This window comes from Halobacterium rubrum (genome assembly GCF_021729015.1).
Taxonomy (GTDB): Archaea; Halobacteriota; Halobacteria; order Halobacteriales; family Halobacteriaceae; genus Halobacterium; species Halobacterium rubrum.
The window spans coordinates 94,708-107,576 of sequence record NZ_JAJQQZ010000001.1 but is presented as its reverse complement, the minus strand read 5'-3'; the positions used below and the strand labels follow the sequence as shown (position 1 = coordinate 107,576).

The window sequence follows — 12,869 nt, the reverse complement described above, 5'->3', positions numbered from 1 at the left end:
GGTTCGCTCCAGCCGTGAACTGCACCGGTTCGCCGGCAGTCCCCGTTCGACTCGAAACGGTGGCGTCCGATTTCCACTGTGCTGGACCCCCGCCAAACAGCACGTCGCCAGAGTGATCGACACGGAGACATCACGACGACTCATACACCGACAGCTCCCTGCACGTCAGTGACCCGAGCGCGCTCGACGATCTCGGTGGTTCGCGTCGACGCGCCGCTGTGGCGCGCAGTGGCCGGGTTCGGTCTGCAGTCTCCCGCCAATTTTGCTGGGCCGGAACACACTCCTGGCACTGAATAGTTCGAAAACCAATAGGTGGGCGCTCTTCCGACCGAATCGGAGTCGAACGGGTCGAGACCGCGCCTATCGAAACTTATTAGTCGTTCTCGGTCCCACGGTTTCATCTGCATCAACTGGAGCGCCGGCCGGTCGGGCACGGGGTAGGGTCGTGATATCTCCACTCTCGACGTTCCGCGCACCCGATGCGCGTTCCACACGAAACGAAGGGGTTTGACTCGATAAATGTCAGACGAACCGCCGACGGACGGACGACGAACGGCAGACCGGGACTTCGAAGTCGACCTCGACGACGTCCTCGAGGACGAGGACAGCGACGAGGGGCTCTTCGACGACCTCCTCAGCGGCGAGCCCATCTTCGAGAACAAGGAGGTGCTCCGGCCGTCGTACACGCCCCACGAGCTCCCCCACCGGAAAGACCAGATCAACAACATGGCGACCATCCTGGTCGCGGCGCTCCGCGGGGAGACGCCGTCGAACATCCTCATCTACGGGAAGACGGGGACTGGGAAGACGGCGAGCGCGAAGTTCGTCAGCCAGGAACTCGAGAAGACCTCCCAGAAGTACGACGTCCCCTGTGAGGTCGAGTACATCAACTGCGAGGTGACGGACACCCAGTACCGGGTGCTCGCGCAGCTCGCGAACACCTTCATCGAACAGAACCGGACGTTCGTCGACGACCGGGTCGCCGACCTCGAGCAGCTCCGGGTCGAAGCCGAGGAGGACCCGAGTGCACTCGAAACAGGGGGGTCGCAGAGTCCGTTCGACGCGTCCCCGGAACCGGACGAGAGCCCCGACCCCGACGACGATCTCGAGGACGTTCGGGGCCGCTTCGACTCCGTCGAGCAGATCGACGAACGCATCGAGACCCTCGAAGCAGAGAAGGCGGAGATGGAGGAGGTCCCGATGACCGGCTGGCCGACAGACCGCGTGTACGCGACGTTCTTCGACGCCGTCGACTACGTGGAGCGCGTCGCCGTCATCATGCTCGACGAGATCGACAAGCTCGTCGAGAAGTCCGGCGACGACACCCTCTACAACCTCTCCCGGATGAACTCGGAGCTGGACAACTCCCGGGTGTCCATCATCGGCATCAGCAACGACCTCAAGTTCACCGATTTTCTCGACCCACGGGTGAAGTCGAGTCTCGGCGAAGAGGAGATCGTCTTCCCGCCGTACGACGCCAACCAGCTCCGGGACATCCTCCAGCACCGCTCGGATGTGGCGTTCAAGAACGACTCGCTCTCCGAGGACGTCCTCCCGCTGTGTGCGGCGTTCGCCGCCCAGGAACACGGCGACGCCCGACGCGCGCTCGACCTCCTGCGGACCGCCGGCGAGCTCGCCGAGCGCGACCAGGCTGAGGACGTCACGGAGGAGCACGTCCGGCGCGCCCAGGACAAGATCGAACTCGACCGCGTGGTCGAAGTCGTGCGCACGCTCCCGACCCAGAGCAAGCTCGTGCTGTACGCCATCCTCCTGCTGGAGGACAACGGCGTCCACAACGTGAACACGGGCGAGGTGTACAACATCTACAAGACGCTGTGCGACGAGCTCGACGCCGACGTCCTCACGCAGCGCCGCGTCACCGACCTCATCAGCGAACTGGACATGCTCGGCATCGTGAACGCTGTCGTCGTCTCGAAGGGCCGGTACGGCCGCACGAAGGAGATCTCGCTGTCGGTTCCAGTCGAAGAGACCGAGGCCGTCCTTGAGGCGGACTCCCGGCTCAGCGACATCGAGAACGTCACGCCGTTCGTGCAGGCGCGCTTCGAGAACTAGACCGGCGTCGACCAGACCGCTACCGACGGGACTCCTCGGTGGACCTCGACCCCGGCGGGGGAGCGGAACCCGGACGCCCCGTACCGGGGCCGACGGTCTTCGACGCCACTCGGTGCTGTGACTCGACTCGTTCTACCGCGGCTCGATTCGACTCGACGCGACGGACTGGTTCGCGGGCTGTTCGGTTCGTGGCTCCCCACTGCGCTGCCTGCCGTCTCCGGTGCTGCCTGCCGTCTCCGGTGCTGCCTGCCGTCTCCGGTCTGCCTGTCGTCTCCGGTGCTGCCTGTCGTCTCCGGTGCTGCCTGCCGTCTCCGGTGCTGCCTGTCGTCTCCGGTGCTGCCTGTCGTCTCCGGTGCTGCCTGCCGTCTCTGGTGCTGTCTATCGTCGGCCGTGTTGCTTGCTGTCGGCGTCGTCGGCTTCGCCGTTCTCGCTACCGTCACTGCACCGTGCTGCGGGACCCACTGCGGCCGCCCGTCCGTCCACTGCTGCCGTCTCGAGTGCCTCCACAGCCTCCACTGATCGGTCCGCGTCGGCAGCAGTCGCCGCTGGGTCCGTTCGTCGACGCTCCGCGCGCTGTCCGACCACTATCGGTCGGGAAGCTGTCTGTCGCGGCCCGGCCACTCCGGTCGCTACTCACTCGCGTGGCTGTGCTTGCGTGGGTAACGGAGAAATCCGTGGTCGCTGGCCGGAGGCCAGAGCTGTGCCTCAGTCACTCGTCGACGGGGTCGCCGCGGTGCCCGTGTCCTCCTCGATGGGGGTCGCGAGCTTGTAGACGGCGTACAGGCCCATCACGAGCAGCGCCGCCACGACGAGCGCGGTGCGGATGTTCGGGTCGATTGCCGGCGAGGCGATCACTTCGCCAGCCTCGTTGGTCTGCGGGGCCGCGCCGTACGGCTTCCCCGCGAGCGTCTCTATCAGGCCGGTGACGACGATACCGAGCAGCAGCAGGCCGCCGCTCAGGTACATCGCCACTCTGTCGATTGTGTCAGTCATTTGTTGTCACCTCGTTAGCCGAGCAGGTACTTGAGCCGGGGGTTGTTCTGGACGAAGCTCATCTTCTCGACGAACGCGTCGAGGCCGTAGTAGCGGCCGGCGGCCAGCGCGATCATGGTGACGAACAGCAGCAGTCCCATGAGGTCGCCGTTGACCACGCCGTGGCCGAACCCGGCGTTCCCGACCCAGAACAGCGACATGAAGATCACGCCGCCGAACGAGGCCAGTCGGGTGAGTAGCCCGGCGATGAGCGCGAGCCCGATGAGCGTCTCGAACAGGGGCACCATCGCCCCCATCAGGTTCGGGAAGCCCGCCAGGAACGTCGCTACTGGTCCGAGCGTCGTCCCGCTCATTCCTTCCAGGTACATGGGCGCGTACCCGAAGTTCAGCCCGCTGTCGAGTAGCTTCGTGACACCGGCGTGGAAGAACCACCAGCCGGTGATCACGCGGAGCATTGCCACCCAGTAGGTGGCCCAGGGGCCGGACACTTCGAAACTGAAGCCCGTGCCGGTCGCCGCTTTTGTATCGTATGACATCGCTCCCACCTCGTATGAACATCTTCGTCCGGGCGTATTAAAGGGGAAAAGTAATTCTCGGCTGTTGGCTCCCGTTCCCACGCTCTGGGAATCTCGCGGCCGTCTGCGTCCGGGCGGCAATCGATATGGAACGAATTATACGACGGGGTTCCCGACTGTGAGAACGTCGATGCGCGCTCCCTTCGATTCCGACGAAGCCCCCGACCTCCAGGACGTGCTGGACGCCCTGGACGACGAGGGCTGCCGGGACATCATCGAGGCGCTCGACGAACCCCTGACAGCCAAGGAAATCGCCGAGAAGAGCGGCGTCCCGATGTCCACGACATACCGGAAACTGGACCTGTTGACGGACGCCGCGCTCCTCGAGGAGCGCGCGGTACTCCAGCAGGACGGCCACCACACGACCGAGTACGAGGTCGCGTTCGAGGAGGTCGTCATCCAGCTGGACGAGGACCGGACGCTCGGCGTCGGCATCCAGCGCCCGCCGGCGTCCAAAGACGAGCGGCTGGAGACGCTCTGGGCCGAGGTGAGCAAGGAAACATGACATACTACACGGTCGTGGTCGCGCTGAAGACAATCACGCTGGTGCTCGGCGGCGCAGTCACGTTCTACGCGGCGAAGGCGTGGCGGCGCACGAGCTCGCCGGCGCTCCGGTCGCTGGCCATCGGGTTCGGATTCGTGACGCTCGGAGCCCTCCTGGCCGGGGGCATCGACGTGCTCCTCGACGTCGACCGGAACGTCGCCGTGCTCACGGAGAGCGCGCTCACCGCCATCGGGTTCGCCGTCATCGTCTACTCGCTGTACGCCGAGTGACTGGCTCGCCACCCGAGTACCGGACCGACCCGCTGACCGACCGCCGGACCGACTGCTTCTCCGCCCGTTCGCTGCGCTCGTAGCGCCGCCCGTCTGGTCAGCTCGCGGCGGTCGCCACTCCACTCCCGGCAGCAGTGGACTGGTGGCCAGCTACGGACGCTGCTCCGAGCGACTGGACGAGCGGCGGCTGTGTCACCACCGGCGGTGCGACGGCGCCACTCGACGCCGCACCGGACACCGTCAGGCGCACCCACCCGAGGAACGGCACGCGGTACTCGGCGGTCCCCCGCACCCACGCGGGCTTGACGGGACTGGAGATGCCCCGGGCCTGGTCGTAGTAGTCGTTGGTCACCTCGTTGTCGCCTTTCGTGATGAAGCCGGCGTGGGGCGCCGGGCAGTTCCGGAGTTCGTCGCAGCTGTCGGCGTCCACGACGCTCTGGTTCGCGCGGTCGTACCAGTTCTCGCCCTCGTCGACCCAGAAGTGCGCGCGGTGGATGACGGGCACCTGCCCGCTCCTGCCGTAGGGCTCGTAGACGACCACGTCGCCGTCACCGCCGAACTTCCGGTAGTCGTTCGCGCGCGCGTCCGCGAGCGTGACGACACCGGTGTCGTCCGTGGCGAACTCGGGGCTGAGGCGGTGTTCCTCCATGACGAACACGAGGTCGCCTTTCTCCATGTTCGGCTGCATGCTGCCGGACTCGACGGCGACCAGCGGCGGCCAGACGCCGCTGACCGAGAACAGCAACAGCCCGACCATGCCGACCGCGAGCGCGCTGGAGGCGGCCTCGCGGACGAACAGCACGCCCGCCCGGTCGGTCGACAGGAACCACCGGACGGCGGCCCGCGGGCCGTCTCCCGGGTCGGGTGTGTCGTCGTCCTCGCCGGTCATTGCTCGACGGTTCGGCCGTGTCGCGTTTCAACGTTCCCCTCTCTCGCCGAGCCGGAGCCACCGGGAGCGGGGCGTGGCTGGATTGCCGGGCCGGTGGCGCCGGGACCGCCACCCTTTTGCTCGGCTCCCGCCTTCCAGCGTGGTGTGCCACTGGAGCCGTCGGTCCGGGTGGTCCGCGAGCTGACGAGCCGCGGGTACAACGCGGACCGCGAGGCGGTGACGCTGCTGGCGGGCGCCGACGACCCCGCCGTGGCGGTCGACCGCGTCGTCGAGGCGGCGCCCGAGGACGCGGTGACGCTGTCCACAGAGGACGTCCGGGCCGCGCTGGACGCCGACCCGGCACCCGACCCCCGGGGTGCGGACGCCGACGCCACCGCCGACTCGTCGTCAGATGCCACGGACGCCGGGACCGCTGCCGACACCCCGACTTCGACTGGAGGTGATTCGACAGCCGAATCGGCCAGGGAGACGACCACTCCACAAGAAACGAAGGGGGTCGAAACCCGGTCGTCGACGGACGGACCGCACAACGAACGCGCTCCGAACGGCGGCAGCGACAGCGGGCGAGACGCCGACGAGGCTGGCGGTCGCGCGGCGAACGCCGACCTGCGCAGCGTCGACATCGAGGGCGACGTCACCGGCGAATCCACGGGAACCGGGGAGTACAAGGACTTCGTGTCGGTGTTCCGGGACCGCTACGACCGCCTCTCGAAACAGCTTCGGGGGCGCGTGAACCACCGGCCGACGAGCGCGCTCGACTCGATGCCCGGCGGTAGCGACGCCGCCGTCGTCGGCATGGTCAACGACGTCCGGTCGACGGCCAGCGGCCACTGGCTGGTCGAACTCGAGGACACCAACGGCGTCTTTCCCGCGCTCGTGATGAAAGACCGCGACATCGCCGACCTCGTCGACGACCTCCTGCTCGACGAGGTCATCGCCGTCGAGGGGACGCTGTCCGACGACGGCGGCATCGTCTTCGCCGACGACATCCACTTCCCCGAAGTCCCCCGCACGTACGACCCCAGCACCGCCGATCGTCACGTGCAGGCCGCGCTCATCTCGGACGTCCACGTCGGCAGCCAGGAGTTCGCCGAGGACGCCTGGCGGTCCTTCGCCGACTGGCTGCACACCCCGGAAGCCGAGAGCGTCGAGTACCTCCTCGTCGCCGGCGACATGGTCGAGGGCGTCGGCGTCTACCCCGGCCAGGACGAGGAACTGGACGTCGTCGACATCTACGAGCAGTACGAGGCGTTCGCACAACACCTCAAAGACGTCCCCGGCGACATGGAGATCGTCATGATCCCGGGGAACCACGACGCTGTCCGGCTCGCCGAACCCCAGCCGGCGTTCGACGACGAACTGCGCTCCATCATGAGCGCCCACGACGCCCAGTTCACCGGCAACCCCTCCACCGTCACCGTCGAGGGCGTCTCCATCCTCATGTACCACGGCGTCTCCCTCGACGAAGTCATCGCCGAACACCCCGGCGACGACGTCTCCTACGACAACCCCCACCGAGCGATGGAACTCCTCCTGAAGAAGCGCCACGTCGCCCCGAAGTTCGGCGGCCGCAACCGCCTCGCCCCCGAGGAGAAAGACTACCTCACTGTCGACTCGGTCCCGGACGTCTTCCACACCGGCCACGTCCACAAACTCGGCGTCGGCGCCCACCACAACGTCCGCCTCGTCAACTCCGGCTGCTGGCAGCACCAGACCGCATTCCAGGAGTCCGTCAACATCGACCCCGACGTCGCCACCGCCCCGATTCTCGACCTGGACACGCTGGACATCACCGTCCGGAAGTTCGCCTAGGTACCTTCGACTCGTAGCTTTAGCTCGTCCCTTTTGCTGCGGTCGTTCGAGCGCTCCGCGCTCTCACTCCCTGACAAAAGCTACGCCGGGAGAGCACAGCTCTCCCGAGCCCTGCTTCGCTGCGCTCAGCAGGACGCTAAAAGCCTCCTCCCTCCTGCCGCTCGCTCCGCTCGCGTTAGTCGGTCGTCGGCCCACGCTCGTTCGCGCGGTGAACCGCTCGCCTCGGGCTCGCGGATGCCAGTCGCTACCGGCTGATCAATCGTCGCGGACTGGCACGGTTTCCGAGATGTTCTCGAGTAGATTTTAGCCACGTCGAGCCGAGAAAACCGTGCTAGCGCGACTCTCGGAACCCTTATGTCCGAAACGGCCCTACAGTTGTTTGCAATGGCAGAAGGTAAGGTTGACTTCTTCAACCAGACTGGCGGTTACGGTTTCATTTCCACCGAGGACGCAGACGACGACGTATTCTTCCACATGGAAGATGTCGGCGGCGAGGACCTCACGGAGGGGACGGAACTCGAGTTCAGCATCGAAGACGCACCGAAGGGTCCGCGCGCGACCGAAGTCGTTCGGGTCTAATTTCGGACTTCTGAATCAGTAGCGGTTCTTCCGCTTTCCACGCACGCAGCGACGAGCTACGACTGTTCTACGGTGATGCCACGGTCCTCCAGCAACGCGAAGAACTCCCCCGGGTCGACCTGCGGGACGTCGTTCGCGTCGGCAGCGTCCCGCTTGGACTGACCCGGGCTCTCCCCGACGACCAGATAGTCAGTGTTCCCGGAGACCGACCCGGTAGCGCTGGCGCCGTGGCGTTCCACGAGGGCCTGGAGCTCCGAGCGCGTCCAGCCCTCGACGCTGCCGGTGAACACGAACGTCACCCCCTCCAGCTCGGCTCCGCCACCCTCGACGTCCGCTGGCTCCGGTTCGCCGAGGCGGGAGTCGTCGCGCAGGCGCGCGACCACGTCGCGGTTGCGGTCGTTCTCGAAGAACTCCGCGAGGTGGCCGGCCACCACCTCGCCGACGCCGTCGACGCGCTCGAAGTCGGTCTCGCTGGCGTCGAGCACGGCCTCCAGCGTCCCGAACTCGCGAGCGACGTCGTCGGCGACGGTCGGCCCGACCTCGGGAATCCCGAGCGCCGCGAGGAACTCCCCGAGGGGCGGATTCCGGGCGTCGTCGAGCTCCGTGAGGAGGTTCCGTGCGCTGGTCTCCCCCCAGCCCTCCAGTTCGGCGAGGTCCTCGACCGAGCGGTCGTAGAGGTCGGCGACCGACTCCTCGACGACGCCCGCCTCGACGAACTGCTCGGCGGCTTCCTCGCCGACGCCCTCGACGTCCAGCACGTCCGTGAAGTACTCCACCGACCGGACGAGCTGTGCGGGACACGTCAGCCCGCCCGTGCAGAACGCGTTCGGGCCGTCGAACTCCACGTCGCTCCCGCAGCGCGGACACGACTCGGGGAACTCGAAGTGACCCTCGCTGCGGTCCTCGACGACCTCCGCGACGTACGGGATGACGTCGCCGGCGCGCTGCACGCGCACCGCGTCGCCGACACCGACGCCCATCGCCCGAATCTCGTCGCGGTTGTGGAGGCTCGCCCGCGACACCGTGACGCCGCCGACGTCGACGGGGTCGAGCAGCGCCACCGGGGTCAGCCGGCCGGTCCGCCCGACCTGCACCGTGACGTCCGCGACGGTCGTGACCTCCTCGCGGGCGGGGAACTTGTAGGCGTACGCCCACCGGTAGTGGCGGGCCGTCGTCCCCAGCTCGAGGCAGGTCTGTCGGTCGTCGACCTTCACGACGACGCCGTCGATCTCGTAGTTCAGGTCCTCGCGGCGCTCCCCGAGCCGGTTCCGGTAGTCGACCGCGGCCTCGATATCCTCGACGAGCTCGGCCTCCCGGTCGACCTTCAGCCCCCAGTCGGGGAGCTGCTGGTGTTCTGCCCAGTGGCTGTCGAGCCCGACGTCCAGCCCGCCCCGGGACGGTTCGACGCCATCGACCGCCTCCTCGCCGGCCGCCAGCACGTCGTAGAAGAAGCAGTCGAGGGGGCGCTCGGCGGTCACACTCGGGTCGAGCTGGCGGAGCGTGCCGGCGGCGGCGTTCCTGGGGTTCGCGAACGGGTCGTCGCCGCGTTCGACGCGCTCGCGGTTGTGCGCCTGGAAGGCGTCCCGCGGCATGTACACCTCCCCCCGGACGACCAGGAACGCCGGCGGGTCGCCGCGCAGCTGCAGGGGGACGCTGTCGATGGTGCGGACGTTCTCGGTGACGTCCTCGCCGGTCTCGCCGTCGCCCCGGGTGGCGGCCTGCTCGTACTCGCCGTCGACGTACGTCACTGCGACCGAGAGCCCGTCGAACTTCGGTTCGCAGACGAACGCGAGGTCGTCCCGGTCGGCCTCGCGGGCGACGCGGTCGGCGAACGACCGGACGTCGTCGGCGTCGCCACTGGAGTCCAGCGAGAGCAGGGGCGCGACGTGGTCGACGGACGCGAGTTCGTCCAGCGGTTCGGCGCCGACGCGCTGGGTCGGACTGGTGTCGGTCGCGAGGTCGAACTCGTCTTCGAGCGCTTCGAGCCGCGAGAACAGCTGGTCGTAGGCGCGGTCGCCGATGACAGGGTCGTTCCGGACGTAGTAGCGGTAGTCGTGGTACCGCAGCGCCTCCCGGAGCAGGGCGGCCTGCTCGCTGGCGGCGTCCGCGTCGAGGTCGTCGACGGGTGCGAACTCGGTGTCTGGCTCGCGGACGTAGGGGTTGTCCGCGGGCGCGTCCTCCCCGGTCCCGGCGTCGGCTTCGGCCATGTCACCGGGTACACCGTCCCGGGTGGTAAGCGGTGTGGACGCGACGGCGCACCCCTGCCGTAGCCGGGGCGGCGAACCTTGCACCACCCGCCGTGTTTATCCTCGTTCGCGCCGACCCACCGGTATGCGAGAGGACTTCCTCCTGCTGAACCCGGGGCCGGTGCCCGTCGCTCGCGAGGTACGCGAGGCCATGAGTGAGCCGATGGTCTCCCATCGCTCCGCGGACTTCGAGGCCGTCTACGAGCGCGCGCAGGACCACCTCGACTACGTGTTCGAGCACTCGACGCCGTCGGGCGCGTCGACGTCCAGCGGGGGGACGAGCCTGATTCTGAACGGCACCGCGACGATGGGGATGGAGGCCGCCGTCGCGAACCTCGTCGGCGACGGCGGCGAGGTCGTCGCCGTAGTGAACGGGAAGTTCGGCCGGCGGTTCGCGCGCGTCGCCGAGCGGTACGCCGACACCACCCGGGTCTCCTTCGACTGGGGCGAGCCCGTGGACGTCGACGCTGTCGCGGACGCCGTCGGCCCGAGCACGGACGTGGTCACGATGGTCCACAACGAGACGAGCACGGGGCTGCTGAACCCCGTCGAGGAAGTGGGCGACCTCGCGGCGGACGCCGGCGCGCGGTACGTCGTGGACGGCGTGACGAGCATCGGCGGCGACGAGTTCCGCGTCGACGACTGGGGCGTCGACGTCGCCATCACGGACGCCCAGAAGGCCCTCGCCGCGCCGCCGGGCCTGAGCGCGATGTACGTCACCGACGACGTGGTGTCCGACCTCGACGGGGAGGCTGCGCCGTTCTACGAGGACCTCGACTGGCACCTGCGGAAGGCCGAGTCGAACCAGACGCCGTTCACGAGCGCCGTGCCGCTGTTTCGCGGGCTCGCCGAGGCGGCGGCGAACATCCGGGAGGAGGGGATGCCCGACCGCATCGCTCGCCACCGCGAACAGGCGGCGTCGTTCCGGGACGGCTTCCACGAGATGGGCCTCGAATCGTTCCCCCGGCTGAACGAGGCTGCCGAATACTCCAACACGCTCACCGCCATCCGTCTCCCCCAGGGGGCGCGCGGCGACGACGCCGGCGAGTTCATGGACGCCGTGAACGCCCGCGGCGTCTCCATCAGCGGCGGGCAGGCGCACCTCGGCGGCGACATCTTCCGCGTGTCGAACATGGGCCAACTCACCACCGAGCAGGTGCTCCGTGGCGTTCGAACAGTCGGCGAGGCGTTCCGGGAGGTCGGCGTCGACGTCGACGTGCAGGCTGGCGTGGGGGCGGCCCGCGACCGACTCCGGTAGGGCGCGGCGTCGGCCACCCGACTGTCAAGTTCTATTTCGGCAGTAAGATAAAAGATCCAATTGCTCGGCTGATTCCGAAGGGTAGTCAACCAGACGGGGGATTTTAGTAGGGTTCTATTCAATCCCCCTCCGTCACCATGTCAATCGAGTTCACACCGAAGACGTACGACGAGATTCCCGAGGAGAGACAGCCGTCGCTGTGGGAGGCGGCCGTCCCCGTCGTCGGGATGATCGTCTTCCTCGCGGTCGGCCTCATCGCGCTCGACCTCGACCCCCAGATGCCGCTGCTGTGGGGCATCGTCCTGTCGGGGCTGATGGGCCGGTACTACTTCGGGTACACGTGGACGGAGCTCTACGACGGCATCGGGCGCAGCATCCTGACCGGACTCCAGGCCGTCCTCATCCTCTTCGTCATCTACATGCTCATCGCCGCCTGGATCGACTCCGGGACCATCCCCGCCCTGATGTACTACGGGCTCGAGTTCCTCTCGCCGGGCATCTTCCTGCCGTTCACCATCGTGCTCGCGGCCGTCGTCTCGTTCGCCATCGGGTCGTCGTGGACGACGGCGGGCACCCTCGGCGTCGCAATGATCGGCATCGGCTCCGGCCTCGGTATTCCCGAGCCGATGACGGCGGGCGCAGTCCTCTCCGGCGCGTACACCGGCGACAAGAACTCGCCGCTCTCGGACACGACCAACCTCGCCGCCGCCGTCACCGACACGGAGCTCATGGACCACATCCGGGCGATGCGGCCGGGGACGGCCGTCGCGTTCCTGCTGTCGCTTGGCATCTTCGTCGTGCTCGGGCTGAACGCCAGCGGGTCGATTCCCGTCGATCGCGTCGCCGAGATCCAGCAGGGCCTGTCCAGCGCGTACGTCGTCTCGCCGCTGGCCTTCGTCCCAATCGTCGTGACGTTCGCGCTGGCGGTCGCCGGCTACCCCGCGTTGCCGTCGCTGGGCGCCGGCATCTTCACCGGCGTCGGCGTCAGCCTCACGCTCCAGGGCCAGGGGCTCGCCGCAGCCTGGAACACCGTCCACTACGGCACCGGCCCCGAGACCGGCGTGGAGATGACCAACGAACTCCTCGCCAGCGGCGGTCTCAGCGGCTCTATCTGGGTGGTGTCCATCGTCGTCGCGGCGCTGGCGCTCGGCGGCATCCTCCAGGAGACCGGCGTCCTCGCCGCCATCGCCCACTACATCAGCGTCGCCGTCAGCAGCGTGTTCGGTCTCACGGCCGGCACCGCGGCCGGGACGTTCGCGATGAACGTCCTCGCGGCCGAACAGTACATGGCCATCGTCGTCCCGGGGATGACGCTGCGGAACCTCTACGACGAGTACGACCTCGAGAGCCGGAACCTCTCCCGGGCCGTCGAGGCCTCGGGGACGACAACCTCTGCCCTCATCCCGTGGGGGTCCGGCGGCGTCTTCATGTACTCCGCGCTCGGGGTGCCCGTCGTCGAGTACGCCCCGTACTACTTCTTCGGGTTCTTCTCCCCGCTGGTCCTGCTGTTCATGGGCGCGACCGGCTGGAAGATCTACTACAAGGACGAGGGCGAGGCGGAGCCGGCGACGTCCGGTTCCGGAGACGAGGCCACTGCCACGACGGCCACCAACGACTGACCGCCTGACGAGCCGACCGGCCGTCTGGCAGGCCGGACGGCCTTCCTCCTC

The 12,869-nt window shown here is 67.9% G+C and carries 11 protein-coding genes; 7 read left to right on the top strand and 4 right to left on the bottom strand.

Annotated elements, in window-relative coordinates; translation table 11 throughout:
• Positions 1-519: 519 nt before the first annotated feature.
• Positions 520-2,073, top strand: coding sequence for a Cdc6/Cdc18 family protein (locus LT971_RS00570; protein WP_237004904.1), 1,554 nt, complete (start codon positions 520-522; stop codon positions 2,071-2,073).
• 705 nt (positions 2,074-2,778) lie between these two features.
• On the opposite strand, the gene LT971_RS00565 is transcribed toward LT971_RS00570, so the two are convergent.
• Positions 2,779-3,066 (bottom strand): hypothetical protein, encoded by a 288-nt coding sequence (locus tag LT971_RS00565; RefSeq protein ID WP_237004903.1) that lies wholly within the window; start codon positions 3,064-3,066, stop codon positions 2,779-2,781.
• Between the two features lie 14 nt (positions 3,067-3,080).
• Complete coding sequence (locus LT971_RS00560; RefSeq protein WP_237004902.1) at positions 3,081-3,602, bottom strand: DoxX family protein; 522 nt, start codon at positions 3,600-3,602, stop codon at positions 3,081-3,083.
• 169 nt (positions 3,603-3,771) lie between these two features.
• Here LT971_RS00560 and LT971_RS00555 point away from each other — a divergent pair, with 169 nt between their 5' ends.
• Entirely contained in the window at positions 3,772-4,146 is a 375-nt protein-coding gene (locus LT971_RS00555) for a winged helix-turn-helix domain-containing protein (protein WP_237004901.1), read from the top strand.
• On the top strand, positions 4,143-4,415 hold the full coding sequence (locus LT971_RS00550; protein ID WP_237004900.1) for a DUF7521 family protein: 273 nt from the start codon (positions 4,143-4,145) through the stop codon (positions 4,413-4,415). The genes LT971_RS00555 and LT971_RS00550 overlap by 4 nt, the downstream gene beginning before the upstream one ends.
• A 97-nt stretch (positions 4,416-4,512) precedes the next feature.
• Here the strand turns inward: LT971_RS00550 and LT971_RS00545 are convergent, their stop codons facing one another.
• Entirely contained in the window at positions 4,513-5,304 is a 792-nt protein-coding gene (locus LT971_RS00545) for a S26 family signal peptidase (RefSeq protein ID WP_237004899.1), read from the bottom strand.
• Between the two features lie 144 nt (positions 5,305-5,448).
• On the opposite strand from LT971_RS00545, the gene LT971_RS00540 reads away from it, so the two are divergent.
• Entirely contained in the window at positions 5,449-7,116 is a 1,668-nt protein-coding gene (locus tag LT971_RS00540) for a DNA-directed DNA polymerase II small subunit (protein WP_237004898.1), read from the top strand.
• A 384-nt stretch (positions 7,117-7,500) separates the two neighbouring features.
• Positions 7,501-7,695 carry a cold-shock protein gene (locus LT971_RS00535; RefSeq protein ID WP_237004897.1) on the top strand — a complete coding sequence of 65 codons (195 nt, stop codon included), beginning with the start codon at positions 7,501-7,503 and terminating at the stop codon, positions 7,693-7,695.
• A 56-nt stretch (positions 7,696-7,751) separates the two neighbouring features.
• Here LT971_RS00535 and ligA read toward each other — a convergent pair whose 3' ends face one another.
• Entirely contained in the window at positions 7,752-9,902 is a 2,151-nt protein-coding gene (gene ligA, locus LT971_RS00530) for an NAD-dependent DNA ligase LigA (protein WP_237004896.1), read from the bottom strand.
• A gap of 124 nt (positions 9,903-10,026) precedes the next feature.
• Here ligA and LT971_RS00525 point away from each other — a divergent pair, with 124 nt between their 5' ends.
• Both LT971_RS00525 and arcD read left to right on the top strand, forming a co-directional pair.
• Positions 10,027-11,199, top strand: a complete 1,173-nt coding sequence (locus LT971_RS00525; RefSeq protein WP_237004895.1) for a pyridoxal-phosphate-dependent aminotransferase family protein — start codon at positions 10,027-10,029, stop codon at positions 11,197-11,199.
• 137 nt (positions 11,200-11,336) lie between these two features.
• Positions 11,337-12,818 (top strand): arginine/ornithine antiporter ArcD, encoded by a 1,482-nt coding sequence (arcD, locus tag LT971_RS00520; RefSeq protein WP_237004894.1) that lies wholly within the window; start codon positions 11,337-11,339, stop codon positions 12,816-12,818.
• The last annotated feature ends 51 nt before the right edge of the window (positions 12,819-12,869 follow it).